The sequence below is a fragment of the Rhizobium cerradonense genome (assembly GCF_030182455.1).
In the GTDB taxonomy this organism is placed as follows: Bacteria; Pseudomonadota; Alphaproteobacteria; order Rhizobiales; family Rhizobiaceae; genus Rhizobium.
On record NZ_JAQJCK010000013.1, the window covers coordinates 23415 to 49269 of the forward strand.

General features: G+C 60.4%; 23 protein-coding genes. 8 read left to right on the plus strand and 15 right to left on the minus strand.

All coding sequences use genetic code 11. From position 1 onward, the window contains the following. Positions 1-17: 17 nt before the first annotated feature. From PH547_RS24215 to PH547_RS24235, 5 genes are all read right to left on the minus strand, one after another. Positions 18-1883: a potassium transporter Kup gene (locus tag PH547_RS24215; protein ID WP_483315577.1), complete on the minus strand. Its 1866-nt coding sequence runs from the start codon at positions 1881-1883 to the stop codon at positions 18-20. 53 nt (positions 1884-1936) lie between these two features. After that, a complete protein-coding gene (locus tag PH547_RS24220) occupies positions 1937-2914 on the minus strand; it encodes a magnesium transporter CorA family protein (protein ID WP_283049368.1) in 978 nt (325 codons plus the stop codon). A 409-nt stretch (positions 2915-3323) separates the two neighbouring features. Further along, on the minus strand, positions 3324-4475 hold the full coding sequence (locus PH547_RS24225) for an Mrp/NBP35 family ATP-binding protein (protein WP_285169618.1): 1152 nt from the start codon (positions 4473-4475) through the stop codon (positions 3324-3326). A 649-nt stretch (positions 4476-5124) separates the two neighbouring features. Beyond that, positions 5125-5865, minus strand: coding sequence for a helix-turn-helix transcriptional regulator (locus PH547_RS24230; RefSeq protein WP_445944977.1), 741 nt, complete (start codon positions 5863-5865; stop codon positions 5125-5127). A gap of 318 nt (positions 5866-6183) precedes the next feature. Continuing rightward, a complete protein-coding gene (locus PH547_RS24235; protein ID WP_104824997.1) occupies positions 6184-6990 on the minus strand; it encodes an IclR family transcriptional regulator in 807 nt (268 codons plus the stop codon). A gap of 134 nt (positions 6991-7124) precedes the next feature. Between PH547_RS24235 and PH547_RS24240 the strand changes: the two genes are divergently transcribed. The 4 genes from PH547_RS24240 to PH547_RS24255 are packed head-to-tail and all read left to right on the plus strand — an operon-like array spanning position 7125 to position 10401. Next, positions 7125-7895, plus strand: a complete 771-nt coding sequence (locus tag PH547_RS24240) for an SDR family NAD(P)-dependent oxidoreductase (protein ID WP_104822149.1) — start codon at positions 7125-7127, stop codon at positions 7893-7895. 46 nt (positions 7896-7941) lie between these two features. Further along, positions 7942-8874, plus strand: a complete 933-nt coding sequence (locus PH547_RS24245; protein WP_104822148.1) for a 2-dehydro-3-deoxygalactonokinase — start codon at positions 7942-7944, stop codon at positions 8872-8874. Next, a complete protein-coding gene (locus PH547_RS24250) occupies positions 8874-9509 on the plus strand; it encodes a 2-dehydro-3-deoxy-6-phosphogalactonate aldolase (RefSeq protein ID WP_104822147.1) in 636 nt (211 codons plus the stop codon). Before PH547_RS24245 ends, PH547_RS24250 begins: the two co-directional genes overlap by 1 nt. A 4-nt stretch (positions 9510-9513) precedes the next feature. Beyond that, on the plus strand, positions 9514-10401 hold the full coding sequence (locus PH547_RS24255) for an SMP-30/gluconolactonase/LRE family protein (protein ID WP_104822146.1): 888 nt from the start codon (positions 9514-9516) through the stop codon (positions 10399-10401). A 128-nt stretch (positions 10402-10529) separates the two neighbouring features. Here the strand turns inward: PH547_RS24255 and PH547_RS24260 are convergent, their stop codons facing one another. Next, the gene (locus PH547_RS24260) at positions 10530-10799 is read right to left on the minus strand and encodes a hypothetical protein (RefSeq protein WP_285169665.1); all 270 of its coding nucleotides are present in this window, start codon (positions 10797-10799) and stop codon (positions 10530-10532) included. Between PH547_RS24260 and PH547_RS24265 the strand changes: the two genes are divergently transcribed. Further along, on the plus strand, positions 10750-11370 hold the full coding sequence (locus PH547_RS24265) for a PRC-barrel domain-containing protein (RefSeq protein ID WP_104822145.1): 621 nt from the start codon (positions 10750-10752) through the stop codon (positions 11368-11370). The genes PH547_RS24260 and PH547_RS24265 overlap by 50 nt on opposite strands. Before the next feature lie 77 nt (positions 11371-11447). Here PH547_RS24265 and PH547_RS24270 read toward each other — a convergent pair whose 3' ends face one another. Both PH547_RS24270 and PH547_RS24275 read right to left on the minus strand, forming a co-directional pair. Beyond that, complete coding sequence (locus tag PH547_RS24270; protein ID WP_104822144.1) at positions 11448-12806, minus strand: putative bifunctional diguanylate cyclase/phosphodiesterase; 1359 nt, start codon at positions 12804-12806, stop codon at positions 11448-11450. A 127-nt stretch (positions 12807-12933) separates the two neighbouring features. Beyond that, positions 12934-14667: a response regulator gene (locus tag PH547_RS24275; RefSeq protein ID WP_104822143.1), complete on the minus strand. Its 1734-nt coding sequence runs from the start codon at positions 14665-14667 to the stop codon at positions 12934-12936. A 338-nt stretch (positions 14668-15005) separates the two neighbouring features. Between PH547_RS24275 and mutL the strand changes: the two genes are divergently transcribed. Beyond that, entirely contained in the window at positions 15006-16835 is a 1830-nt protein-coding gene (mutL, locus tag PH547_RS24280; protein ID WP_285169620.1) for a DNA mismatch repair endonuclease MutL, read from the plus strand. A gap of 83 nt (positions 16836-16918) precedes the next feature. After that, on the plus strand, positions 16919-17149 hold the full coding sequence (locus PH547_RS24285; protein WP_104822141.1) for a DUF2093 domain-containing protein: 231 nt from the start codon (positions 16919-16921) through the stop codon (positions 17147-17149). A gap of 12 nt (positions 17150-17161) precedes the next feature. Here PH547_RS24285 and lpxK read toward each other — a convergent pair whose 3' ends face one another. The 6 genes from lpxK to PH547_RS24315 all read right to left on the minus strand — a co-directional run bounded on the left by lpxK (position 17162) and on the right by PH547_RS24315 (position 23015). Then, on the minus strand, positions 17162-18205 hold the full coding sequence (gene lpxK, locus PH547_RS24290) for a tetraacyldisaccharide 4'-kinase (RefSeq protein ID WP_104822140.1): 1044 nt from the start codon (positions 18203-18205) through the stop codon (positions 17162-17164). Between the two features lie 94 nt (positions 18206-18299). Further along, on the minus strand, positions 18300-19028 hold the full coding sequence (locus PH547_RS24295; RefSeq protein ID WP_104822139.1) for an HAD family hydrolase: 729 nt from the start codon (positions 19026-19028) through the stop codon (positions 18300-18302). Between the two features lie 9 nt (positions 19029-19037). Then, entirely contained in the window at positions 19038-20357 is a 1320-nt protein-coding gene (waaA, locus tag PH547_RS24300) for a lipid IV(A) 3-deoxy-D-manno-octulosonic acid transferase (protein ID WP_104824996.1), read from the minus strand. Between the two features lie 171 nt (positions 20358-20528). Continuing rightward, positions 20529-20774, minus strand: a complete 246-nt coding sequence (locus PH547_RS24305) for a DUF4170 domain-containing protein (protein ID WP_104822138.1) — start codon at positions 20772-20774, stop codon at positions 20529-20531. Between the two features lie 61 nt (positions 20775-20835). Further along, positions 20836-21645: a 3'(2'),5'-bisphosphate nucleotidase CysQ gene (locus PH547_RS24310; RefSeq protein ID WP_104822137.1), complete on the minus strand. Its 810-nt coding sequence runs from the start codon at positions 21643-21645 to the stop codon at positions 20836-20838. 20 nt (positions 21646-21665) lie between these two features. Then, entirely contained in the window at positions 21666-23015 is a 1350-nt protein-coding gene (locus tag PH547_RS24315) for a TldD/PmbA family protein (protein ID WP_104822136.1), read from the minus strand. 149 nt (positions 23016-23164) lie between these two features. On the opposite strand from PH547_RS24315, the gene PH547_RS24320 reads away from it, so the two are divergent. Beyond that, positions 23165-24982: a monovalent cation:proton antiporter-2 (CPA2) family protein gene (locus PH547_RS24320; RefSeq protein WP_104822135.1), complete on the plus strand. Its 1818-nt coding sequence runs from the start codon at positions 23165-23167 to the stop codon at positions 24980-24982. Here the strand turns inward: PH547_RS24320 and PH547_RS24325 are convergent. Next, positions 24979-25845, minus strand: a complete 867-nt coding sequence (locus tag PH547_RS24325) for a patatin-like phospholipase family protein (protein ID WP_104822134.1) — start codon at positions 25843-25845, stop codon at positions 24979-24981. The genes PH547_RS24320 and PH547_RS24325 overlap by 4 nt on opposite strands. Between the last annotated feature and the right edge of the window lie 10 nt (positions 25846-25855).

Here is a 25855-nt window from a genome sequence, read left to right on the forward strand (position 1 = left end):
AAGCTGACTGATCCGCGTCAGATGATAACGTGCGAGCCCAATTCGACGACGCGGTTGGCCGGCAGGCGGAAATAGTCCGAGGGGTCGGTCGCGGCATTGGCGAGGGCGATGTAGAGCCGGTCCTGCCAATGCGGCATGCCCGACTTGGCGTCCGGAACCAGCTTGCGGCGGCCGAGATAGAAGGAGGTCGACATGATATCGAACTTCAATCCGGTCTTGCGCAGGGTCGCCAGCGCCTGCGAAACATTTTGCGATTCCATGAAGCCGAAGCGCAGCTCGACGCGCGAGAAGCGGTCGGAGACTTTCTCGACCGAGTAGCGGTCCTCCTGTACGACGCGCGGCTTGTTGATGGTCCGGATCGTCAGGATGACGTTCTTGTCGTGCAGGACGTGATTGTGCTTCAGATTGTGCAACAGCGCCGCCGGTGCCGATTCCGGATCGCTGGTGAGGAAGATCGCCGTTCCCGGGACATGTGCCGGCGAGTGGTCGCTCTTGCGCTCGATCGAGCTGACGAAGGACGACAACGGAATATCCGTATGTCGCGTCTTCTCCATCAGGATCGCCGTACCGCGGCGCCAGGTCCACATGATCACTGTGAAGGCGGTCGCGATCAGCACCGGAACATAGCCGCCGTCGTGAATCTTCAAAAGGTTGGCGCCCAGGAAGACGAATTCCAGCAACAGCAGCGGCGCCAGCACGCCCACCGCCATTGGCAGCGTCCAGTTCCAGCGAACACGCACGAATTCGAAGGCCATGATCGAGGTGACGACCATCGCACCGGTCACCGAGATGCCGTAGGCCGTCGCCAGCGCATCCGAGGTCTTGAAGCTCAACACCAGGAAGATGACGCCGAAGAATAGGACGGTGTTAACCGACGGCAGGAAAATCTGGCCAGTATTGGTCTCGGAGGTGATGAGGATTTCCATGCGCGGCAGGAAGCCGAGGTGAATGGCCTGCCGCGTGAGCGAGAAGGCGCCGGTGATGACAGCCTGACTGGCGATGATCGTCGCCAGGGTGGCGAGAATGACCACTGGCAGGATCGCCCAATGCGGATACATCAAGAAGAACGGGTCGGACATGGCGAGCGGCTGGCGCAGCACCAAGGCACCCTGCCCCAGATAATTCAGCGTCAACGACGGAAACACCAGGGCAAACCAGGCCCATTGGATCGGACGGCGGCCGAAATGCCCTAGATCGGCGTAAAGTGCCTCCGCGCCGGTGACGGTCAGGAAGACCGCGCCAAGCACGACGACACCGAGAAAACCCTCGTTGATCAGGAAGTTGATCGCATACCAGGGATTCAAAGCGGCCAGAATGCCGAAATCATCCGAGATATGCATGATGCCGACAGCGCCCATGACGATGAACCAGAGCGCCGTGATCGGACCGAAGAAGCGCGCGACCGCGCCGGTGCCATGCGACTGGATCGCGAAGAGCAACGCCAGGATCGCGACCGAGATCGGCACGATGTAGTCCGCCAGCCTTGGCGTCACCAATTTCAGACCTTCGACAGCCGAAAGAACCGACAGCGCCGGCGTGATCATTGCGTCGCCAAGGAAGAGCGCCGCCCCCAGCAGGCCCAACAGCATCAGAACGGCGGTGTGGCCATTCGCCGTCTTCATCAGCAGCGCCAAGAGCGACAGCGTGCCGCCTTCGCCATCATTGTCCGCTCGCAGCAGAAAAAGGACATATTTGATGGTGACGATGATGGTGAGCGCCCAGAACATCAGCGAAACGAGGCTGATGACTTCGCCGCGCGTCAGGCCATCGGCGGCTACCGGTTTCAGCGCCTCGCGAAAGGCGTAAAGCGGGCTCGTACCGATATCACCATAGACTACGCCAACCGACCCCAAGGCGAGGTAGAAGAGTTTGCGTGGATTCATTTTCCCGTCGGGAGAATGATGGGTTTCGTCAGACATTCAGGATCACTAGACTCTCAGAGCCAGCCTTTCCAGCGAAAAAAGAAAAATGGAACGACGGCAGACACCACCATCAAAAACAATGATGCCGGATACCCATAGGCAAAATGCAACTCCGGTATGAACTCGAAGTTCATGCCGTAGACCGAGGCTACAAGCGTCGGCGGCAAGAAGACTACGGAGGCAATCGAGAAAATCTTGATGATGGCGTTCTGCTCGATATTGATCAGGCCGAGCGATGCATCCAGCAGGAAGGTAATGTTACCCGCGACGAAGGACGCATGTTCGGATAGAGATTGCACATCCCGCGAGACATTGCGGCACAATTCCTTGGCCTCTCGGTCCTGCTGCATGGCGGGGATGGTTTGGAGGAAAGTCAAAACCCGCGACAATGAACTCAGGCTGTCGCGCACCTTGCTGACCGCGCGGTGATAGCCTGCAATGTCTTTCAGCTTCTCTTCCAGATAGTTCGACGGACGACGGATTTTTTTCACACGGTCGCCGAACACATGCACTGACAATATATCGATGCTGGAAACCGTCTGTTCAAGGACCTCGGCCGTGCGGTCGACAATGGTTTCCAGAAGTTTCGCCAGAAGCGCGACACCGGTGCGCCGCTCCTGCGGAATGCGCTGCAGCGCTGCAATGAACAGTGCAAAGGATTTCGGCCGCGCGTAGCGGATGGTGATGAGGCGATGACCCGTCAAAATGAAAGCGACATCGGTCAGCGTCGGCAGGTTGGTATCGGCCTTCCACAGCAGCGAAGCCGTCAGGAAAACCGCGCCATCGTCGACATAGAGCCTGCTTGAGGGCTCTATGTCCTTCATATCCTCGCGCGTCGGCACCTCGAGCCCCAGCAGGCGCTCGATGTTCGTCTCTTCTTCACGCGACGGTTCGACCATATCGATCCAGATGGCGTTGTCCGGCAATTGGGCAACGGTCGAAAGATCTGCCAATTCGAAGGACTTGCAATCGGAGCAATAGGCCGTGATCAACGGATCGTCCTCGGCACACAGGCAAAGCTATAACCACGGCGCCTTGTGCGCTCTCGCCGCAATTTTGCCGATGGCCCTTGAAAAAAATTCATAAAACTCCGGCCGTATCCCGCCGGTCCGGCCGGGAATGCGTGTCCATGCTCCATTGCGCTGCTGTACCAATCCTTCGTCCGTCATGACAAAGCCGATTGCTCAGGCGAGACGAAGTCACCATTTGGCAGATGGCCGTCATCGGATATGGCCGACCAAATTCTCACCGGCGGCGCATATGCAGCAAAGCTCGCAAAGAATCAAGTCACAACCCCTCTAATGCGCGCTTTCACCGCAGATTCACGATCCCGCGAAGTCATAGCACACGGCGCGGCCAAGGCAATCGTGCCGATCGCCGCACAGGTCACGCCATTGTGAATTATTCGAAGACGATGGAGGGTGCTGCGCGCTGAGGCGTACTGCTGACCTGCGCCCAGACTTTGGCGGCGATATCGCGATAGATGCCGGCGATCGTGCCATTGGGGTCGGAAGCAACCAGCGGCGTGCCGGCATCGGACGTCTCGCGGATGCCCATGGTCAGCGGCACTTCGCCGAGGAAGGGTACACCGATGCGCTCCGCCTCCTTGCGCGCCCCACCATGACCGAAGATATCATAACGGGTGCCGGTGTCCGGAGCGATGAAATAGCTCATGTTCTCGACAATGCCGAGAACGGGTACTTCCACCTTCCGGAACATGTTGAGGCCCTTGCGCGCGTCGATCAGCGCCAGATCCTGCGGTGTCGAAACGATGATGGCGCCGGCGAGCGGCACCTGCTGCGCCATGGTAAGCTGCGCGTCGCCGGTACCCGGCGGCATATCGACGACGAGAACGTCAAGCTCGCCCCAGGCGACTTCTCGCAGCATCTGCAGCAGCGCCGACTGTACCATCGGCCCGCGCCAGATCATCGCCGTCTCTTCTTCGACGAGGAAGCCCATGGACATGACCTTGAGGCCGTAATTCTCCATGGGGTTGATGATGCGGCCGTCGATCTGGGTCGGCCGGCCGGAAATCTTCAACAGGCGCGGCATGGAGGGGCCGTAGATATCGGCATCCAGAATACCGACGCGCAGACCATTGGCGAGCAGACCGAGCGCGAGGTTGACGGCCGTCGTCGACTTGCCGACGCCGCCCTTGCCAGAGGCGACCGCAATGATGGCGCCAATGCCGGGCACGCCGATCTTGCCGGCGCGAGGCGGTTGCTGCGGCGCATGGGCGTGGGAATGGGCATGCGGCTGAGCGGGAGCCGGGCGTGCCGGAGGCGCACCAGCGGCATTGGCCTTCTTGTCCGCGGTCAGCGCGACTAGGGCGCCTTTGACGCCGGGCAATTCCTTGATCACACGCTCGGCCGCAAGTCGCATCGGTTCCAGTTCCTTGGCACGCTCTGCAGGAACCGTGATCGAGAAATAGACCTTGTTGTCGGAGATGAAGACGTCCGACACCATGCCGAGCTCAACGATATTGTGCTCTAGGTCCGGGCCGCGAACGGTCCTCAGCGTCTCCAGAACCTGTTCCTTGGTGATGTCTGCCATTCCATCCTCACTGCACGATTTCCATCCGGATGGCGGCGCATGGGCGCCCACGCAGCAAACGCTCCGGATCTCTTGAGGCTTAAATAGTGGAGTGAGAGAACTTCGCCAAACGAAATTAAAGGGAATATCGACGCAATACTGCCGTTGCGGCCGGCAGGTCCGCCGGGCTTTATAGCCCTACCAGCCGCAACGCTCCCTTGGAGACCAAAATGTCAGCGGCCGCACATAACGCAAAGCTTTGAAAGGAGTAGGGCGAGCGCACGAAAAATCGCTCCTTAAACCCCGTTGATTTTGCGGACGTGCCAAATAAGCAACAGCCGCCACCGATACTGCCGCTGGGAGAAGCAACGACTAAAATATCAGCAGCGGCTGCCCGATCCGCGCGCGTTTATCGGCGCTGTTATCAAAGTCCCCTCTGGACCTCTTCCTATGGAAATGCAGAAAGCGTGCCAGTTTCGCGAAATTAGAAAAATTGTTATTTTTCAGTTCGTTATAGGTTTTCGCAGTCACAGCCTGAAGTCAGTGCGGGATATATCGGCAAATTTTATGTGCAGCGCACAAAATTCACGCAGAAAATTGCCTGGATTTCGCTCGCACCAGCTGCCTGGACTGAACCTCAGCCTAAGACCGCTGCGGACCGGGATGGTGTCTATTTTATCAGCCCGACACGCAGCGCCTTGGCGACTGCCTGGGTACGGTTGACGGTATCCAGCTTCTTGGTGGCTCGGTTCAGGTAGTGATTCACCGTATGTTCGGAGAGGCTCAGGATTTCCGCGATTTCGGCGCTGGTCTTGCCGGCCGCCGTCCAGTTCAGGCAATCGATCTCCCGGTCGGTCAGCGCGTCGATGACGCGCACGTCCATATTGCGGATTTCGGCGAGCCTATCGAAGACGTAGATTGCGACATAGCTGAGATCCTTGATCTCTTCCTGGGTAAATGTCTCGCGGTCGCCAGCGAGCGATATCGCGCCACGAAGACCGGATGCGTCATGGGTGGGCAGATAGACGCAGCGCGTCATACGAAAGCGTTCGAACAGGGCCGCGATGAGTTGCGCCCTGCTATCGTCGCGATTGGTGCCCACCGTTGTCTCGTGAACGAAAGGCAGCGTGGAGCTGCGCAGGCGTCGCAGCACAGGGCTGTTCGCCATCAATCCTTCCTGGTCGTAGGTCGCCAGGAGTTCGGCAGGCCAGTTGTTGATGACCGAATTGCTCTGCAGTTCGAAGGATGTCACCGGCGGCAGGTTCAAAACCATGAAAGCCCGGCAGCGATAGGCTTCAGTCAGCCGCTTCATGAAACGAAAAACATCAAACTGTGTTTTCAGACCGCTAATTTCATTAATGTAATCTTCCCCCCGAGGGGGCTTTCCCGCCTGCACCAATGCTGCCATCATTAGTCTTCTTTACATAAGGGAGGGGCACAACGCGAAAACGCCGCCTCCAGGCCTCCGGGTCACCACATGAACGCCGACAAACCGGCGTTTGATCAATATAATTTTTTAAAATCTCGCCTGCTGCGACACCATCTACTACGGCGCCGGGTGATCGGGCCGCCATTCTCCTCCGGGCATAGCAGCAGGTACCAGGGAGAACGGCAGTTGGTCCGCGATTCTCACAAGCTTCTCAGAATAAACGTGTAAGTTGGCCAAGGTCCAGCGCACGAAAGGCCAAATTGGTGAATTTCACATGACAGCCGAGAAAAACAGGCGCTTTTAGCGTCTTGGACCGAGCCGACTGTGCATGTCCTGCATGATCGCGGCCGCCGCTGCTTTTACCAAGGGCGCCCATTCCTGCAATTTTTCCGGCGTAACGCGGTAGGCCGGACCGGTCACCGAGACGCCAGCCAGCATTTCATAATCGTCCGAGTGAATCGGGGCGGCGACGCAGCATATGCCGCTCTCGTGCTCTTCTCGATCAAAAGCACAACCGCACCTCCTGATGGCATCGATATCGGCCCGGAGATCTGCCACGCTGCGATGGGTATGCTCGGTGTAAGCGTGAAACTCGAGCCCGGCGACCCGTTCTTCGAAGCTGACATCGTCGAGCGCGGACAAAGCCGCCTTGCCGACGCCGGTGCAATAAGCCGGCGAGGCATTGCCGATCTGCGAATACATCCGCACGGACTGCCGGCCTTCGACCTTGTCGAGATAGATGACTTCGGTGCCGCGCAAGACGCCGAGATGCACCGTTTCCCCGGTCTGCGCCTGCAGCAGACGTAGATGCGGTTCGGCGACAGTCCGAAATTCATTGCGCGCCCAACTGCGCGAGGCCAGGCTCAGGAGCCTGATGCCGGGCAGATAGCATCCGTCGCGATCGGTCTCCAGCAGCCCTTCTTCGACGAGGTGAGACAATTGCCTATGCAGCGTACCGCGCGGCTGATCGGAGAGAGACAGGATGTCGGTGAAACGCATTGGACGATCGGCCAGCGCCACGAGATCGATGAGCGCCATCAGTTTGCCGAGCGTGCCGGTCTCCCGGCCGCGACGGATTTCCCCCATCTCGCCCTGTCTCGAATTCATGACTGCCTCGCCCACCATTGATGTACCCTCACGTCCTTGACACGACCGCAGGGTAATCGGATAATTCCACATAGTCAAATTAAGTTCCAAATAATGGAACAAACGGCATTTTTCAATTCCGGGAGGGAAAGAACTTGACCGAGGCACAGGCACAATTTCCCGATCTTAGGGATCGCACCGTTCTCATCACCGGCGGCGGTTCCGGCATCGGCGCTGCACTCGTCGAAGGTTTTGCGCAACAGGGCGCCAAGGTCGCCTTCATCGACATAGCCGAGGAGCCGAGCAAGGCGCTTGCCGACCGGCTTTCGGTGCAATCGGCCCATCCCGTCTCCTTCTATCATGCCGATCTGCGCGACGTCGGCGCCATCAAGAGTACGGTCGCCGCCGTCGAATCCGATCTCGGCGCCATTCGCGTCCTCGTCAACAATGCTGCCTGGGACGACCGGCACGAGATCGACACCACGACCGAGGAATATTGGGACAACAACCAGGCGATCAACCTCAAGCAGGTTTTCTTCGTCTCGCAGGCGGCAGCGCCGGGCATGCGCGCGGCCGGTGGCGGGGCGATCATCAATTTCTCGTCGATCGTCTTCAAGATGAATCCGCCGCTTCTTTCCGCGTACGCGACCGCAAAGGCAGGTGTCATCGGCCTGACCAAGAGCCTTGCCGGCCGCTTTGGACCGGAAAACATCCGCGTCAACGCCGTTTTGCCGGGCATGGTCGTCACCGAACGGCAGATGGAGCTTTGGCTGACGGAAGAAGGCATCGCCAAAACGGTCGAGCGCCAATGCCTCAAGCATGTTCTCAAGGCCGCCGATCTGGTCGGCCCGACGCTTTTTCTTGCATCCAACTGCTCGGGCAGCATCACCGCACAGACCATCATTGTCGACGGAGGTATTCTCTAGTGAAAAACCAGGGGTATTTCGATTGAAAAATCAGAGGAATTTTTAAATGGCGCGGCCCGCATACATAGCAGTCGATTGGGGCACCAGCAGTTTCCGGCTGTGGCTGATCGGCGAAGATGACAGCATTCTCGGCGAGCGCCGCAGCGGCGAAGGCATGACTTCGGCGGCTCAGACGGGCTTTGCCAAGGTGCTGCAGTCGCATCTCGATGCCCTTGCGGCGCCGGAAGACCTTCCGGTCATCGTCTGCGGCATGGCCGGAGCGCGCCAGGGCTGGGTGGAAGCCGGCTATATCGATACGCCGACATCACTCTCCGCCATCCTGACCGGCGCCGTCTCCGTACCCGGTCAATCGCGCGACGTCCGCATTCTGCCGGGCCTTGCGCAACGCGACAGGCAAGCGCCCGACGTCATGCGCGGCGAAGAGACTCAATTGCTCGGCGCGATCGCTGCCGACGTCAAGGGCGAGCAAGTCGCCTGCATGCCCGGCACACATTCGAAATGGGTGCGTGTCGCCGACGGCCAAGTCACCGGTTTTTCGACCTTCATGACCGGCGAGCTCTTCGACGTCATCACCAAACACAGCATCCTGTCCCACGCCGTTGCCGGTGCGACCGACATGCCCGCGGACAGCGCCGCCTTCGCCTCCGCCATCAAAGCTGCCTTCGACAAGCCGGCCCTCGCCACGAACCTTTTGTTTACCGCCCGCGCCGGCCAGCTTCTGCATGGCCTGACGGCGGCCGGGTCGCAAGCGTTGATCTCGGGCACGCTGATCGGCGCCGAAATCGCCGGCGCTTTGTCGTCTGCTGGGCAAGGGGCCGCGATCACTCTGGTCGCCTCCGGACGCCTGCAGGCGCTTTATGAAGACGCATTCCGGATCCTCTCCCTCACCTATACGACTGTTGATGCCGATGCCGCCGTCCGCCGCGGACTCTCCGCCGCCGCGAAGGCGATCTGGCCGAATGATGAAAGAAAAAGCTGATGACGACCCGCATCCCCTTCCCTGCCATGAAGCGCCCGCTCATCGCCATTCTCCGCGGCATCAAGCCCGAGGAGACGGCTGACATTGTCGGCGCACTGATCGACGCCGGTTTGACGGCGATCGAAATCCCGCTGAACTCGCCGGAACCCTTCCGCTCCATCGAGATCGCCGCCAAAATGGCGCCCGCCGACTGCCTGATCGGCGCCGGCACGGTGCTGACCGTTGAAGATGTCGATCGGCTGGATGCCGCCGGCGGCAAGCTGCTTGTGACGCCGAATGTCGAGCCCGCCGTCATCAGCCGCGCCCGCGACAAGGGCATGGTGACAATGCCGGGCGTGTTCACCGCGACGGAAGCGCTTTCGGCCGCGCGCGCCGGTGCGACGGGGCTTAAATTTTTCCCGGCCGGCGTGCTTGGCGCCTCTGGTATCACCGCCATCCGCGCCGTCTTGCCGCCCGAACTCGTCATCGCGGCGGTCGGCGGCGTTTCGGACAAGAATTTCGCCGATTACACCAAAGCCGGCATCCTGGCTTTCGGTCTCGGCACCAGCCTTTACAAGCCGGGAATGACGACAGCAGAGGTTGCCGAACGCGCCAAGGTGACCATTTACGCCTATGATGCTGCCGTAGGAGCCTGACCATATGACCGACATTCATGATTTCCAGGGCAATATTCTCTGCAACACCGCATCTGTCCTGGGCGAAGGGCCCACCTATGATCCCGATACGGATACGGTCTGGTGGTTCAATATCCTCGGCAAGGAGCTGCATGAACTGCATTTGTCGTCGGGCAAGAAGGAAGTTCACCCTCTGCCGATGATGGCGAGCGTGCTCGCCCGCGTCGATGCAGAACGGCAATTGATCGCCACCGAAGAGGGGTTGTTTCTTCGCGATATCAAATCCGGAGAATTGACCTTTTATGCTGCGATAGAGGCGGACAAGCCGGAGAACCGCTCCAATGACGGGCGCACGCATATCTCCGGTTCGTTATGGATCAGCACGATGGGCAAGCGCGCCGAATTGCAGGCCGGCGCGATCTATCACGTCGCTGGCGGCAAGGTGACGAAGATCTTCGATCAGCTTAGCATTCCGAACTCCATCTGCTTTTCACCCGACGGCACGATCGGCTATTTCACCGATACCCGCCTCAGCCAGTTGATGCGGGTGCTGGTCGATCCGCAGACCGGACTTCCGGTCGGCGAACCGATCGTCATGGTCGACAGCATGGACGACCCAGGCGGTCTCGACGGCTCCGTCTGCGATGCCGACGGCTATATCTGGAACGCCCGCTGGGGCTCCGGTTTCGTCGATCGCTACAGCCCCGACGGCTTGCGCATCGAGCGCTACCGTGTGCCTGCCATGCAGCCCTCCTGCCCGGCCTTCATCGGTCAGAACGGTGATCGCCTCGCCGTGACCACGGCTTGGGAAGGTCTCGACGAAGACGCCCGCTCGATGCAGCCGCAAGCCGGTGCGCTTCTCGAACTTGGCCCCACGGTCAAGGGCGTCTTCGATCCGGTCTACAAGATCTGATTGTATTTTATTTTCTTCCCGCTCCGAGGGAGATAATGCGGCCGGCAAAACTCTGCCGGCCTGCTTGGAATCACGCCGTCGTCCTGCGTTGAATGCCGCCCGTTCGTCGCTGTAACCGATCTGCAGGATCAATGGCTTCGGTTGCACAAGGCGGCGTCTCCTCCCTTAATTTTTCGCGTTATTTTGGCCCGACCAAAGGCGATATGCAGCCGTTTCCCGCAACTCTTGCCGGAACTAAACCCTCGTTCGACCATTTTCCTTAACGAACCGGCACGGTGATGGTCAGCCAAAGGAGTGGCGCCGCCCGGGCTGGTGAACATGCCCATCAGAATGGAAGGTAGGTTCACGATGACCGGCAAATTGTTCACTTCCGCTGCTGTTGGCGCAATCTTTGCCACAGCATCGGTTCTTTCGCCGATGGCTTTCGCTCAACAGCAGCCGTCAACCGACAATAATACTGCGCCGATGACGAAGACCGCTCCGGCAACGCCTGACACCACCAAGCCGGCTGTCAAGACGCCGGAAAACGAAGCTAAGGCCCCGGCCCCGGCACCAACGACAAATACGGCTCAGGCCGGATATCTGACCGAGCAGTCGGCCGATCAGATGAGTGCCAAGACCTATATAGGCCAATCGGTCTATAACGGTGAGAATAAAAGCATCGGTAGCATCGACGACCTTATCCTGCAGAAGCAGGGCGGTGTTGTCGCTGCGATCGTTGGCGTGGGCGGTTTCCTTGGCCTCGGCCAGAAGAATGTAGCCGTTCCCTTCGACAAGATCACCGCGACGCAGAACGCCCAGGACGGCAGCATGAAGCTGACGACCACGGAAACGGCTGACTCGCTGAAGGCCGCGCCTGAGTTCAAGACGCTTGCTATGCAGGCTTCTGAGAAGGCCGCAAAGACCCCGGCAACGGCCGCGGTGCCTGGAACGGACACCACGACGACCTCGTCGACGACCAACAAATAACGAAGCTTATCGAGCAACCTTAAAAAAACGGCGGTCTTTACAGGCCGCCGTTTTCGTATCCGTCGCGGCGGTCACGTTCAGACGTGTTCGCGCTCACCGGCAAGTTCATAGTCGTTCTCGTGGAGATATCGCAGCGTCGCGAGACTGTCGGCGGGTTTGCCGTAGTAATAGCCCTGCCCCATGGCGCAACCGAGCGACCGAAGCTTCGCCGCCTCGGCATACTCCTCGATCCCCTCGGCAACCACCTGCAGATCAAGCCCTTCGCACATCGCAAGGATCGCCTTGATGATGTGTTCGGAGGCCCGGTCGGAATTGATGCGCGAGACGAAGGCGCGATCGATCTTCACCTTGTCGAAGATGAAATCGCGCAGGCGGCCGAGGCTGGATTGGCCGGTGCCGAAATCATCCAGCGAGATGCGCACGCCGGCCGCTCTGAGATCGGCGATGATGCGGTTTGCCGTGTCGGCGGAACTCATAACCGCCGTCTCGGTGATTTCCAGTTCCAGGCGATGCGGATCGAAGCCGACGCGGCCGAGAATGGCGAGAATGCTGCTGCTCGTGCCGGGATCCATCAATTGCACGGATGAGAGATTGAAAGAGAGGAAAAGCTCGCGCGGCCACGAGAGCGCGGCCTCCGCCGCCTTTCGCAGCAAGGTCTCGGAGAGCGCATCGATGAAACCGCGCTCCTCGGCGAGCGGCACGAAGACCGCGGGCGAGACGAAGCCGAGATCGGCGTCGTTCCAGCGCGCCAACGCTTCGAAACCGACGATCGCATTGCTGGTGAGCGAGACGATCGGCTGGAAATGCACGTCGATGGCATTGGAAATGATGGCATTGCGCAGCGCCTGTTCAAGCTGCGTCGCACGCTTCATCTCCTGGTCGATTTCCTTGGAATAGACGGTGATCTGGCCACGCCCGCGCCGCTTGGAACGATAAAGCGCCGTCTCGGCGCTTTTCAGCAGATCTTCGAATTCCTCGCCGGCGAAGGGATAGATGGCGAAGCCGAAGGAGGCGGAAAGGCGGACGTTGCGGTCGCCGAGATCATAGGGCGCCGACAGCACTTCGCGGATCATCTGCCCGAACTTTTCCGCACCGACGCGCTCAAAGACGAGCGGCAGCACGAAGGCAAATTCGTCACCGTCATGGCGGGTGACGGTGGCGCCGTCGGGAATGCAGGCCTTCAGGCGGTGTGCGACCTGGCAAAGGATCTCGTCGCCGGCTTCGACGCCGAAGAGGTCATTGATTGGCTTGAAGGAATCGAGATTGGCGATACCGATGGTGAAGGGTGCAGGATCGCTCGCGCGCTCGGCGGAAAGCACGCGCGCGCGGTCGCGCATGCGATAGCGGTTCCCCAAGCCGGTCAGCGGATCGGTATAGGCCATCGCCTGCAATTCATTGTGACTGACTGGCGCAAGCGGTATTTCAGCCGATTTCATATTCAGTCCCGACACCTTCCTCCACCCGTGAAAGAGAATGACGGCGAAGTCTTAACAAAGGATGGCGGGACGACAGTCATTCGATGGGAGGAAAATCTATTCATTAGAAGTTATACAAGTATGAAATTTATTTGATTTGAGCTTTGCGGCTGCCGCGCATGTATTTCTGAAACACAGTCTCAAGAATATCCGGGCTGACAGGCTTCATGATGATATCGTCCATACCGGCATCGAAGCATTGGTTGCGGTCACGCTCGAAAGCCTGGGTGAGCACGCCGATGATCGGGGTGTGCGATCCGCCCCCTTTCTCCGTGCGGCGGATCAGTCTTGCTGCTTCGAAGCCGTTGAGGCCCGGCAGGGAAATATCCATCAGGATCAGTTGCGGGCGGTATTCGCTCCACAGCCGCACCGCCTCGTCGCCGCTGGTGGCGATCATATAGCGATAACCGAGCCCTTCCAGGATCTGCGAGAAGACGATCTGATTGATATCATTGTCTTCGGCAACTAGGATCTGGAAGCCGCGATCCTCACCGCCGGTCGCGATCTGCCAATCCTCCGCGCTGCCTTCGAGGGGTTCGCCCGGCTTGCCGAGGATATTGCGGTTGAAGTGCCGTGCGATCAGGAAGGTGAGTTCGGTGGCAAGCTGCGAGCCGTCCAGCGACAGAGCCGGCACATTCTGCCGCTCGGCCAATTCCAGGCCACGGTTTCCAAGCTGGTTGTCGATGATGACAAGATCGATCTTTATGCCGAGTGAGCTTGCGACATCCAGAAATGCCGCCTCCTCGCTTTCATTGTGGACCGAACATGCCTCGAAGCCGTATTTGGCGAGCATCTTCAACGCCGCCGATTCCGCGGCAACATCGCTGGTGACCACGAGAATTTTCCTGCCGGAGAAATTCTCGGGAACGAAGGTCTCCATTGTCGGTGCACGACGCGAGGCGGTCTGAAGTGCTGCCATCGGGACGTAGGCGCGCCGATAGGACCGATTGCTGTTTTCCTTGATCTCCGAGACAAGAGCGAATTCGTCGAAATCCGCGCCGTCTTTCGGCAGGTCCTGGATGGTGGCGACCAGGAAATAGCGGCCGGGCTTACCGATACGCTGTTTCCTGGTGACCACATCGCGCTCTATGCCATCGCGAGCGACCTGCCGCTGGCGCGAGATCGATATTTCGCCGGTGTCAATGACATGCCGGTCGTTCTCCTCGAAGCGGTTGGCAATATCCGTGGGGAAGAGATCGATACCCTTGCGGCCCAGCACTTCATCCGCCGAAGTCTGGTATTTATCGCAGAACGCCTTGTTGACCGCGACGTATGCCATGTTGCGGTCTTTGACGAAGAGTGGAAACGGCAGGTTATCGAGAATATCCTCGGTGAGTTGCACGCGCTCCATGTCGAGGCGCCATTGCTCCTCCCGCTTCTTCACCTCCGAAATATCCGAGAGGATGCAGACGCCGAGACCCGACGGCAGCCGGCGCTTGACGAAGCGGACCCAACGATCCGCGCCGAAATGTTCCGTCGTCTCAAAACGCTCGCGCCAATGCGAGGCAATCCGCTGCGAGATCCAATCGTCGCGTGTTGATGCCGATTTCGTACGAACATCGTGATGCCGGACGCCGCTGTCGAACACAGCGCCGAGAAAATCGCGGAGCCGTGTCGACGGCTGCAGAAATTGCGGCGGAATCGGATAGAAATTCAGGACCTGGCGGCTGGCGAACAGCAGCAGATCGTTCTTGTCATAGATAAGGAAGGCACTGGAGAGCCCATCGCAGACGGCATCGAACAGCGCCGCCTGCAGATTGCCATCAGACGGCACATCTTCGGTCATTGCTGCAAAAGCTGCCTTGTCAATCTCGGCAGTCATTCGTCCGATTCCTACATCTATCCGGTGCTGCGGCACACGGGGCTTGAGAGCGGCGACAGCTCTCGCGGTAAATTTATGGAAATATCATGCTGGCCTGAACACTTGAAACAGGCGGAAGCCGGCTCCTGTACATGACGGCCGCCTGCCTGCCGCCAAAAGCCGAGACGTACGCCGAGCGCGCCACCTGCAATCATTTCAAGTTTTGTGAATGCAACCTGTCATCATTCCCTTAAGCTTTGATTAAATTTCTAAACAAAGTCCTGCTGAATCGGGTGGATGACGAAAGGCAGGCTGCGTTTTCTCTTTCCACCCGGTCACGAATCCACGAAAATGCAGATATGGCCATCAAGCAACTCTCCGAAACCCTGATCAACCAGATCGCCGCCGGCGAAGTCATCGAGCGACCGGCGAGTGCTGCCAAGGAACTGATCGAGAATGCTTTGGACGCCGGCGCGACACGAATTGAGATTGCGACCGCCGGCGGCGGCAAAGCGCTGTTGCGGGTCAGCGACAACGGCGCCGGCATGGAGCAGGCGGATCTGGAGCTGGCAGTCAGGCGGCACTGCACCTCGAAGATATCGGACACGCTGGAGGATATCCGCACGCTCGGTTTCCGCGGCGAGGCCCTGCCCTCTATCGGCTCGGTGGCGAAGTTATCGATCGCCAGCCGGAAGCCCGGCAGCGATGGCGGCGCCGAGATTGCGGTCGCCGGCGGCAGGGTCCTGCACCTGCGTCCGGTAGCGGCCAATCCCGGCACGATCGTCGAGGTGCGCGACCTGTTTTTCGCAACGCCGGCGCGGTTGAAATTCCTGAAGACGGAGAAGGCCGAGGCTGCCGCGATCAGCGAAGTCGCCAAACGTATGGCGATCGCCTTTCCGCAGGTGCGTTTCGTGCTCTCCGGCAGCGACCGTTCGACACTGGAATTTCCGGCCACCGGCGACGATCACCTCGCCCGCATGGCGCAGGTGCTCGGTCACGAGTTCAAGGACAACGCCATCGAGCTCGACGCCCTGCGCGAAGATGTGAGCTTGACCGGCTTTATCGGCGTGCCAACCTTCAATCGCGGCAACTCGGCGCATCAATATGCCTTCGTCAACGGCAGGCCGGTGCAGGACAAGCTGATCCTGTCAGCGATCCGCGGCGCCTATGCCGAGACAATACCTTCCGGGCGCTATCCCGTCGCCGTTCTTTCCATCAGGCTCGACCCGGCTCTGGTCGACGTCAACGTGCATCCGGCGAAATCCGATGTCCGCTTCCGCGATCCGGGCCTGGTGCGCGGCCTGATCGTCGGCGCCATCCGCGAGGCTTTGGCGCGTGAAGGCGATCGGGCCGCAACGACGGGCGCCGACGGCATGCTTCGAGCCTTCAGCCCCGGTCGTTCAGGCTTCCAGCCCGCATGGCGGGCGTCGACACCATCAGCACCATGGACGCCAGAGGCTTCGCCTTCGCGGCCCTATCAGCCCGCGGCAACGAACGGACATGGATTCGGCGAGCGACCTCAGACCGCCTTCGATGGCCTCGCCATGCCGACCGCACGCGCCGAAACCGCCGCACCCATCGAGCCTGCACGGGCGGAGGAGCCGGCTCGGTTCCCCCTCGGTGCGGCCCGGGCGCAATTGCATGAGAACTACATCGTCGCCCAGACCGACGACGGCCTCGTCATTGTCGACCAGCATGCAGCGCATGAGCGGCTGGTGTTCGAGGAAATGCGCAAAGCGCTGCATTCCAAGCGGCTGTCTTCGCAGGTCTTGCTGATCCCGGAGATCGTCGATCTGCCGGAAGAGGATTGCGACCGGCTGATGGTGTTTGCCGACGAGCTTGGCGAACTTGGCCTTGCCATAGAGCGGTTTGGTCCCGGAGCCATTGCGGTGCGTGAGACGCCGGCGATGCTCGGCGAGGTGGATGCTCAAGGGCTGATCCGACAGTTGGCTGATGAGATTGCCGAGTGGGAGACCGCCTCGGGCCTTGCCGCCAAGCTGGAATATGTCGCCGCCACCATGGCCTGCCACGGTTCGGTGCGCTCCGGCCGAAGGCTGAGGCCGGAGGAAATGAACGCGCTGCTCCGTCAAATGGAGGCAACGCCCGGCTCGGGGCAGTGCAATCACGGCCGGCCGACCTATATAGAGTTGAAGCTCTCGGACATCGAACGGTTGTTCGGACGAAGCTGAGAGCAGATACGATCGAAAGAGCTGGAAAAGTCCAGCCTGCCGGGGTATGGCAAACAGATGACAGAGATCGGGGACGGCATCAGATGAATCTTTTTGAGGGACATGGAAACCGCGAGGCGAAGATTCGCTATCTCGACGGCGACTTCCAAATCCTCATGCCCGGCTCCTATGTCGTCTGCGCCATGACCGGCAAGCACATCGCGCTCGATGAGCTGCGCTACTGGAGCGTCGCCCGGCAGGAACCCTATGCCGACGTGATATCTTCGCTGGAAGCCGAAAAGCGCGCTGGCGCGCTTCCGAACCAGAAGCGCTGATCGCTACGATCGCTATTTCAGTTTCCGTCCTTCCCGTAACCGCCGTTCGCGGGCGGCTGCGATCGCGCGGTCGATGATCAAAGCCGGCGCGCGGCGATCGTCGAAGACCATGTCGATCTCGATGACACGGCTCGCCTGTAACAGCTCGTCGGCCCGGCCGTGATGGCCGATCAGGCGGACATAATCCTTGGAGGTGGTGACGATCTCCAGGCCTTCCCGGGCGGCGATATCGAGAATATCGGCTATCTCGTCTTCGCCCAGATGTTCATGATCGCCGAAGGTGCGACTAACGGCGATGCTGCCCCCCAGCGACTCGACCGTGCGGAAAAACTTGGTGGGGTCGGCAATGCCGGCAAAGGCGAGGACATTGCGCCCGCTCAGATCCTCCTGGCCGCGCACCTTGACCGATGCCGCGAAAAACGGCTTTCCAGCCCTCGCCGCCATGCGCACGAGCCGGTCGGCGGCATTGCCTTGGCCGACTTTCAGCAGCGCCGAGGCATAGCGCAACTGTGTCCTCAACGGCGCACGCACCGGCCCACCGGGAACGAGATGGCCATTGCCGATGCCTCTTGTGGCGTCGATGACGACCAGAGCATAGTCGATGGCAAGTTGCGCGCTCTGGAAACCGTCGTCCATGATGATGAGATCGGCGCCTTCGCGCACCAGCCGCTCCGCCCCGTCCGAACGGCGGCGGGAGATCACCGTCAATGCCTCACGGGCAAGCAGCAGCGGCTCGTCGCCGACCGCGGTGGCGTGATGGTGGTCTGGATCGACCACCGTCGTGACATCCAGCGAGCCGCCATAACCACGGCTGAGGAAGCCCGGCTTCAATCCCTTTGCCTTGGCGGCACGGGCTATCGCCAGCGCTGTCGGCGTCTTGCCGGCGCCGCCCACCGTGAAATTGCCAACGCAGATGACGGGTACGGGTACGGAAGCGCGGCGACCATGCGCCATGCGATAGCCGGCGATGCGGCCGTATACAAAGGAAAAGGGCGAAAGCCCCCAAGCGCGCCAATCCGGCTTCCGCCACCAGAACGGCGGTGCTTCCGATACCATAATCTAATCCCGCCTCGCGCCTCTTATGCCCATGCGATATCAGCAAGGCGGCAAGAAAAGGCAGATCGGATGAAAAAGCAAGCCTTCGCCTTGGTTAGACCGGCTGGGCAACGGGCAACAGGCTTTCCAGCTCGGTAATGTCATTGAGGCAATAATCGGAGGCGGCAGCAAGCGATTCACGCGAACCGGTGCCGGTCAACACCCCGATCCTCAAACCCGCACCGGCATTGTGCCCCATGTGCAGATCGTGATTATTGTCGCCGACGACGGCGATTTGCGCGGGGGAAAGCCCCGTCGCCTCGCAGAAACCGAGCACCATGCCGGGCTCTGGCTTGGTTCCGAAACCGCTGTCGTAACCAGCAATATAATCGAGATAATCGAGAAAGCCGAAGCGGCGTGCCGTCTGGCGAATAGAGCGCTCATTGTCGCTGGAGGCAACACCGAGCCTGTAGCCGCGCCCGTGCAGGCGATGGAAGAAACCGGCGAGATCGGTGACCGGCGCGGAGAAGTCGGCGGCGTGCGAAAACAGCGCATCGAGTTTTTCCGTCAGCTCCACCACGTCCATCGCAGAGCCGGCGGCGACAAGGCCTTCCGAAATCTGGCGAGTATTGCCGGCGGCAAGCAGGCTGTCAGGCACGATATGGCCGGTGACCGGGTCCATGCCGCAGGCCAAAAGCAAATGATCGGCAAGTAGGAGGTCACCCTGGGCCGCAATGCTGGCAAGTTCGCGATTAACCGGCAACCAGCTCGCGTCATAGTCGAGCAGCGTGCCGTCCTTGTCAAAGAGAATGCCCTCGATCGCGTCTAGTTTGAGTGACGTCATGTAGTGCCCTTATCCCTGCGCCATCGTCTTCGGCAGCAACCGTGCCTTTACCGTCAGTGGGTTGATGTAGGGTTCCAATCCCTTGATGGTCGCCGCCAGCGCCCCGCGCATCTCGTGCACGGCGGCGTAACCGGCGTCGATCATGCCGCGCCGCGCCGGATCGTTGGTCAGCAGGTAATGCACGCCCCTCGCCAGCATTTCGGTGTCGCGCACCATGCGGGCGCTGCCGCGGCGGGCGAGCAATTGATAGGAGTCGCGGAAATTCTGGACATGACCGCCGGTCAGGATAGCGCAACCCAGCATGGCCGGTTCCAGAGGGTTTTGTCCGCCCTCATTGTACAGCGACTTGCCCATGAAGGCGACTTCGGTCATGCGCAGATAGAGGCCCATTTCGCCGATCGTGTCGCCGAGGAAGACATCGACATCGGGCGACAGCACATCGTTGCGGGTGCGGCGCGCCACTTTCAGTCCCTGCTCGACGAGCATTGCTTCGATCGCGTCGCAACGTTCGGGATGGCGCGGCACTATGATGGTCAATTGGCCGTTATGCTCCTTCAGCGTCTTATGGACGATGGCGGCAGCATTCTCTTCGCCCTCGAAGGTGGAGACGGCAGCCCAGGTCTTGCGCCCGCCGATCTGCTTCATGTAGCGGGCAAGGGTCGGCGCGTCGTAGGGCGGGGCGTCGGTATCCACCTTGAGATTGCCGGACTTGAGCACCTGCCGCGCACCGAGATCGCGATAACGCTCGGCATCAAGATCGGATTGCGCGACGACCAGCGCCAGGTTTTCGAACAGCGCTTCCGAGAGCGACGGATGCTGGCTCCAGCGGGCAAAAGAGCGATCCGACAAGCGGGCATTCACGAGGATCTGCGGGATGCGCCGGCGGCCGAGCTCCATGATGGTCATCGGCCAGATCTCGGATTCGGCGATGATGGTGCAATCAGGCTGCCAATAATCGAGGAAGCGGCTGACGGACGGCTTCAGGTCGAGCGGCACATATTGGTGGATGACCTCGTCGCCAAGGCGCTCCTGGGTCACCTTGGCCGAGGTGATGGTTCCCGTGGTCAGAATAACGTGGATGTCGCGACGGCGAATTTCGCGGATCAGCGGAACGACCGCCGAGGTCTCGCCGACGCTTGCGGCATGAAACCAGACGAGCGGCCCTTGTGGACGATTGGCGCTGGCATAGCCGAAACGCTCCAGCCGACGGGAGCGGTCTTCCTTGCCCTTGGCGGCGCGGACGGTAAGGTAAGTCCCGACAAGGGGATAGACCGCAATCCCGCCAAAGCGGTAGGCACCCAAAGCGAGGCGCGCCCTAGCGCTACTCATCTCGATTGCCTCCGATCCAAGGTGATCGTCATCGATGCCAAATCCCAATTATTTCACGGCCGAATGTTCGGCCGATTCTTCGTTCTGATTGCGTCAAAAATACTACGCCATAGCCGGATTAAAAAACGACGATGCCCGTCCGGACGGGAATATCAAATATTAAATGCGACCTCAGGAGGAAGCCTTGTCCTGCGGATCGAGCAAACGATGCAGATGGACGATGAAATAACGCATGTGAGCGTTGTCGACGGTCTGCTGCGCCTTCGACTTCCAAGCGGTCAGCGCACTCGCATAATCGGGATACATGCCGACAATGTCGAGTTCGTTCAGATTGCGGAATTGTACTTCCTCGAGGTTTTCCAATTCCCCGCCGAAGACGAGGTGCAAGAGCTGCTTTTTGTCGCTGGTATCAGTCATTTTCGTCTCTTTCTGCTGTCGTCCCCCTCCACTCTTCCTGTGCGGGATTTTGACCAAAAGGTCAACCGTTTCGTCTGTGGGAGAGCTGGCGTAGGAATTGCGGCAGCCGTGCCGCCGGAGCGCCGCAGAGTTCGTCATGCGAGACCTCCGCGCGATTGTAGTTGAGCGGATGGCCGAAGAGATCGACCAGCGCCCCGCCTGCCCGCTCCAAAATGAGGTCGGCGGCTGCGAGATCCCAATCATGGGAGTTGCGTTTGACGATCGTCCCTTCCAGCCGGCCGTCGGCCACCATGGCGAGGCGATAGGCGAGCGACGGCACATGCTTTGCCCGTTCGATCGTCTTGCGGAAATCCGGATCGAAGCCGCTCAACATATCCTCACCGGCGGCGAGCCTGTGGATATCGTGTTCCGGCCTGACGGAAACCGCGATCGGTTCGCCGTTCTTCAGCGCCGGGCCATCGGCCGTTGCAACGAACAGCTCCTCCAATGCCGGCGCGTAGAGGACGCCCGCGGTCGGGCGCCCGGCGGTCACCACGGCAACACTGATGCACCAAAGCTCAAGCCCCGACAGAAACCCGCGTGTGCCGTCGATCGGATCGACAACGAAGACGGTCGAATGCGACAGCCGCTCGGCATCGTCGTCGGTCTCTTCCGAAAGCCAGCCATAGTCCGGTCGCGCGGGACGCAGGATGGAGGCAAGCTTCTCGTTGGCCGCGAAATCGGCGGCGCTGACGGGGGAGCGCCCCTCGTTCTTCCACCAGACCTCAGGCGATTGGCGGAAGAAGCTGAGAGCGATATTGCCTGCCTGGCGTGCCGCTTCAACGATCAGATCGAGATCGCTCAATTGGCCGACTGCGTCTCTATCGCTCATTCCGAATTCCAATCTCCGCCTCAGCGCCCAGCCAGCGTCATGCCCTCGATGGCGAGCGTCGGAGCCGCGACGCCGAAATCGCGGTCAATATCGTTTGCCGGCGTCAGGCGCATGAACATGTCCTTGAGGTTGGAGGCGATCGTCACCTCCGACACCGGAAACGTCAATTCGCCATTCTCGATCCAGAAACCGGTAGCGCCCCGGCTGTATTCGCCAGTGATCATATTGACGCCGTGGCCGATCAGTTCGGTGACGTAGAAACCATTGCCGACATTGCGGATCAGCTCTTCCGGCGAAATATCACCAGGCTCCAGCGCCAGATTGGTGGAGGACGGAGAAACGGCCGTGCCGCCACGGGCACCGCGCCCATTCGTTCTGAGACCGCCGATCTCGCGTGCAGCCGACGTGGACAGGAACCAATGCTTCAGCACGCCATCTTCGATCATCACCAGGCGCTTGCCCGAAACGCCTTCGCCATCGAAGGGACGCGAGGCCGGGCCGCGCACGATCAAGGGATCGTCCGTAATCGACAGGCCGGCCTTCAGCACCTGCTCGCCCATCTTGTCGCGCAGGAAACTGGTCTTGCGTGCGACGGATGCGCCGTTGATCGCGCCGGCGATATGACCGACGAAGCCGCGCGCCACGCGCGGATCGAAAACGACCGTCACATCCTTGCCGGTCGGCACCTGGCGCGGATTGATGCGCTTGACCACCCGCTCGCCGGCGCGGCGACCGATATCCTCGGCTGCGTCCAACTCGGCGAAATAAAGGCGGCTGTCGAAATCGTAATCACGCTCCATGCCGGTGCCTTCACCGGCGATGACACTGACGGAGCGGCTGAAGCGCGAACCCATATAATGGCCGGCGAAACCATGGGACGTGGCAAGCACCATGCCGCCCATGCCGGCGGATGCGCCTGCGCCCGAGGAATTGCTCACGCCGGGAACGGCGAGCGCTGCCTCTTCCATCGCAAGGGCTGCCTCGCGCAGTTGAACCGACGAGACCTCGGTCGGATCGAAAAGTTCGAGATCGGGATAGGTCTTGGCAAGATCGGCTTCATCGGCAAGGCAGGCGAACGGATCTTCCGGCGAGACCTTTGCCATGGCGACGGCGCGTTCAGCCAGCGCCTGGAGGTCGAAGCCGGGATTGGCCGAGACGTTGGCGACACGGTTGCCGACAAACACCCTCAGTGAAAAATCGTCGCTTTCGGAGGATTCGGTGCCTTCGACCTTGCCGAGGCGGACGCTGACGGATTGCGCCCGCGAGCGCACGACGACGGCATCGGCCGCATCCGCACCGGCTTTCCGGGCGAGGTCGATCAACTGGCTGGCGCGGGAAAGCAGAGTGGCGGAATCGATTTCTGAAGACATGATTTGGCCTTTCCTTCGCGTTCCATTTATTGTGCACTACATAAAGCATCAAGGGCGGCCACGCCGATTCTTGTCCGAATGTCTTCACGCATGGTTGTTTCTGATGACTATGCGCTGCAACACCGCCTGCCCACAGGAAGAAACAGACGATGTCCGCGCCGAATGCCCTCTTTACCGAAACCCTGATGCTGCTCGGAGGCGCCGTCGTCACGGCGCCGATCTTCAAGAAATTGGGGCTTGGCACCGTACTCGGCTATCTCGCCGCCGGCGTCGTCATCGGGCCAGTGCTGCACGGCATCGGCGATGGCGAATCCGTGTTTGCCGTCGCCGAACTCGGCGTCGTCTTCCTACTGTTCATCATCGGCCTGGAGTTGAAACCATCGCGCCTGTGGCAGATGCGGCGCGACATTTTTGGCCTCGGCACGGCGCAGGTGGTCCTGAGCGGACTGGCGCTGACGCTCGCCGCTTATCTCGCTCACATTGCCGGCTGGCGCGGCAGCATCATCGTCGGCTTCGGCTTGGCGCTCTCCTCCACGGCCTTTGCCATGCAGATCCTCGAGCAGGAAGGCGACGTCAACACCAAATACGGCCAGCGTTCCTTTTCCATGCTGTTGCTGCAGGATCTGGCGATCGTGCCGCTGCTTGCCCTGGTCACGGTTCTTGGCGGGCCGACGCAGGCTTCCAATCCGGTCCTGGACCTTGCCATCGCCGTCGGCGCCGTCGCGGCAATGATCATTGCCGGACGTTACCTGCTGACGCCGCTGTTCCAGGTCATTGCCCGCACCGGCGCACGCGAGGCGATGATTGCCGCCGCCCTGCTCGTCGTCATGGGATCGGCGACGCTGATGCAGCTTGCCGGCCTCTCCATGGCGATGGGGGCCTTTCTCTCCGGCGTGATGCTCGCCGAATCCTCCTATCGCCATGAGCTGGAGGCCGATATCGAGCCTTTCCGCGGCGTGCTGCTCGCCATCTTCTTCATCGCCGTCGGCCTGTCGCTCAAACTGGATGTCATCGCCGACAATTGGGCGCTGATCGTGCTTGCCGTGCCGGTCGTCATGGTCATCAAGGGCGTGATCATCTATGCGCTCTGCCGTGTGACCGGTTCGTCGCATGACGATGCCATCCGCATCGCCTGCCTGCTTCCCCAGGGGGGTGAATTCGGTTTCGTGCTGTTTAGTGCAGCCAGCGTTGGCGGCGGGCTCTTCTCCGCCAGCACGGCCTCATTGCTAATCGCGATCGTAACGCTCTCCATGGCGCTGACGCCGCTCGGTGCAGCGCTTTCGAAGCGCATGCTGACCGGCGATGGGCATGAGGAGCTGGACGAGGATTTCGAGGGTGCCGGCTCCGACGTGCTGATGATCGGCTTCTCGCGTTTCGGCCAAATCGCCGCGCAGATCCTGCTGGCCGGCGGCCGCGATGTCACCGTCATCGACTTTTCCGCCGATCGCATCCGCCAGGCCTCCAACTTCGGCTTCCGCATCTATTTCGGCGACGGCACCCGCAAGGACGTGTTGCGTTCGGCCGGCATCGACCGCGCCAAGCTGGTCGTCGTCAGCACGCATCAGCGCGAAATCACCGACAAGATCGTCGAACTCGTGCAGACGGATTATCCGCATGCCCGCATCTTCGTCCGTTCCTACGACCGTATTCACTCGATCGCGCTGCGCAACAAGGGCGTCGATTTCGAGCTGCGCGAAACGCTGGAATCCGGCCTGCTCTTCGGCCGCCGCACGCTGGAAGCCCTCGGTGTCAGCGAAGCCGACGCCTTCGAGATCGGTGAGGATATCCGCAAGCGTGACGAACAGCGGCTGGTGCTGCAGGTCAGCGAAGGATTGCAGGCCGGGCGCGACATGCTCTATTCACGGCCGGTCAGGCCGGAACCGCTGGTCAAACCAAAACGCAGCGCCGATGTTTTCAGCGACGACGACGATCTCTCCATGCCGGCGGAGGAGCCGGAACGAGCTTAGTTCTTTGCAGTGATCACCCGATCGAGGGCGAATTTGAGCTCTTCCTTGACGCTGGCGGACATGGCGAGGATATCGCGGGCCTTCAAAAAATCGAGCACGCCGGTGCGGCCGATTGGCGGGCGCAGGAATATCTGCGGTGAAAGCAGCCGCAGCTTCAGCGCGATATTGGACTGCATCGTCAGTTGCCCGGCACCGAACAGGCTCTCGATACGGTTCGGAATATGGGTGCCGTCGCCATCCGGCCCGCCTACAACGTCGATGCCGATGATGATGTCGGCAAGTCCGGCCAGATGCTCGTAGGGCACCGGATTCATGATGCCGCCATCGATCATGACGCGGTCGCCGACCTTGACCGGCATGAAGACGGCGGGAATGGCGGCGGAGGCAGCCAGGACCGGGAAAAGCTCGCCTTTTTCGGTCACCACCTCGGTCTGATCATAATAATCCGTCGTCACCACCTTTAGCGGGATATGCAGCTCGGAGAAATCTTCCGGAAAGGTTGAAGGCAAGAAAGCGCGCAGGATGCGTTCGAGATTGAACTGGCCGATCCGGAAGCTACGCATGTTCGGGGGCCGCAGACTCCACATCTTGTTCAGCACAGCCGGGCGGTTGCCCACCGTGGCGAGCGTATAGTCGCGGATTTCCGCACCGCTCATGCCAGCCGCCATGGCAGCGCCCATGATCGAGCCGATAGAGGCGCCGGCGATCGCGACCGGTCGGATGCCGAGTTCATCTAGCGCCTCGATGATATGAATATGGGCAAGGCCACGGGCACCGCCGCAGCCAAAGGCGACCGCGACGCTCGGCGTGCTGGATGTCGCGAGCGTATAATCGCTCCCAACAAAATCGGCATAGTCGCCCATGATCCTCTCC

Excerpts from the sequence above, each read along its gene's own strand:
- PH547_RS24315 (WP_104822136.1), bottom strand. The coding sequence starts at position 23,015 with ATGTCTTCAGAAATCGATTCCGCCACTCTGCTTTCCCGCGCCAGCCAG.
- PH547_RS24320 (WP_104822135.1), top strand. The coding sequence starts at position 23,165 with ATGTCCGCGCCGAATGCCCTCTTTACCGAAACCCTGATGCTGCTCGGA.
- mutL (WP_285169620.1), top strand. The coding sequence starts at position 15,006 with ATGGCCATCAAGCAACTCTCCGAAACCCTGATCAACCAGATCGCCGCC.
- lpxK (WP_104822140.1), bottom strand. The coding sequence starts at position 18,205 with ATGGTATCGGAAGCACCGCCGTTCTGGTGGCGGAAGCCGGATTGGCGC.
- PH547_RS24270 (WP_104822144.1), bottom strand. The coding sequence starts at position 12,806 with ATGAAATCGGCTGAAATACCGCTTGCGCCAGTCAGTCACAATGAATTG.
- PH547_RS24230 (WP_445944977.1), bottom strand. The coding sequence starts at position 5,865 with ATGATGGCAGCATTGGTGCAGGCGGGAAAGCCCCCTCGGGGGGAAGAT.
- PH547_RS24310 (WP_104822137.1), bottom strand. The coding sequence starts at position 21,645 with ATGAGCGATAGAGACGCAGTCGGCCAATTGAGCGATCTCGATCTGATC.
- PH547_RS24275 (WP_104822143.1), bottom strand. The coding sequence starts at position 14,667 with ATGACTGCCGAGATTGACAAGGCAGCTTTTGCAGCAATGACCGAAGAT.
- PH547_RS24225 (WP_285169618.1), bottom strand. The coding sequence starts at position 4,475 with ATGGCAGACATCACCAAGGAACAGGTTCTGGAGACGCTGAGGACCGTT.
- PH547_RS24215 (WP_483315577.1), bottom strand. The coding sequence starts at position 1,883 with ATGAATCCACGCAAACTCTTCTACCTCGCCTTGGGGTCGGTTGGCGTA.
- PH547_RS24250 (WP_104822147.1), top strand. The coding sequence starts at position 8,874 with ATGACGACCCGCATCCCCTTCCCTGCCATGAAGCGCCCGCTCATCGCC.
- PH547_RS24325 (WP_104822134.1), bottom strand. The coding sequence starts at position 25,845 with ATGGGCGACTATGCCGATTTTGTTGGGAGCGATTATACGCTCGCGACA.
- PH547_RS24265 (WP_104822145.1), top strand. The coding sequence starts at position 10,750 with ATGACCGGCAAATTGTTCACTTCCGCTGCTGTTGGCGCAATCTTTGCC.
- PH547_RS24235 (WP_104824997.1), bottom strand. The coding sequence starts at position 6,990 with ATGAATTCGAGACAGGGCGAGATGGGGGAAATCCGTCGCGGCCGGGAG.
- PH547_RS24245 (WP_104822148.1), top strand. The coding sequence starts at position 7,942 with ATGGCGCGGCCCGCATACATAGCAGTCGATTGGGGCACCAGCAGTTTC.
- PH547_RS24295 (WP_104822139.1), bottom strand. The coding sequence starts at position 19,028 with ATGACGTCACTCAAACTAGACGCGATCGAGGGCATTCTCTTTGACAAG.
- PH547_RS24305 (WP_104822138.1), bottom strand. The coding sequence starts at position 20,774 with ATGACTGATACCAGCGACAAAAAGCAGCTCTTGCACCTCGTCTTCGGC.
- PH547_RS24255 (WP_104822146.1), top strand. The coding sequence starts at position 9,514 with ATGACCGACATTCATGATTTCCAGGGCAATATTCTCTGCAACACCGCA.
- PH547_RS24285 (WP_104822141.1), top strand. The coding sequence starts at position 16,919 with ATGAATCTTTTTGAGGGACATGGAAACCGCGAGGCGAAGATTCGCTAT.
- waaA (WP_104824996.1), bottom strand. The coding sequence starts at position 20,357 with ATGAGTAGCGCTAGGGCGCGCCTCGCTTTGGGTGCCTACCGCTTTGGC.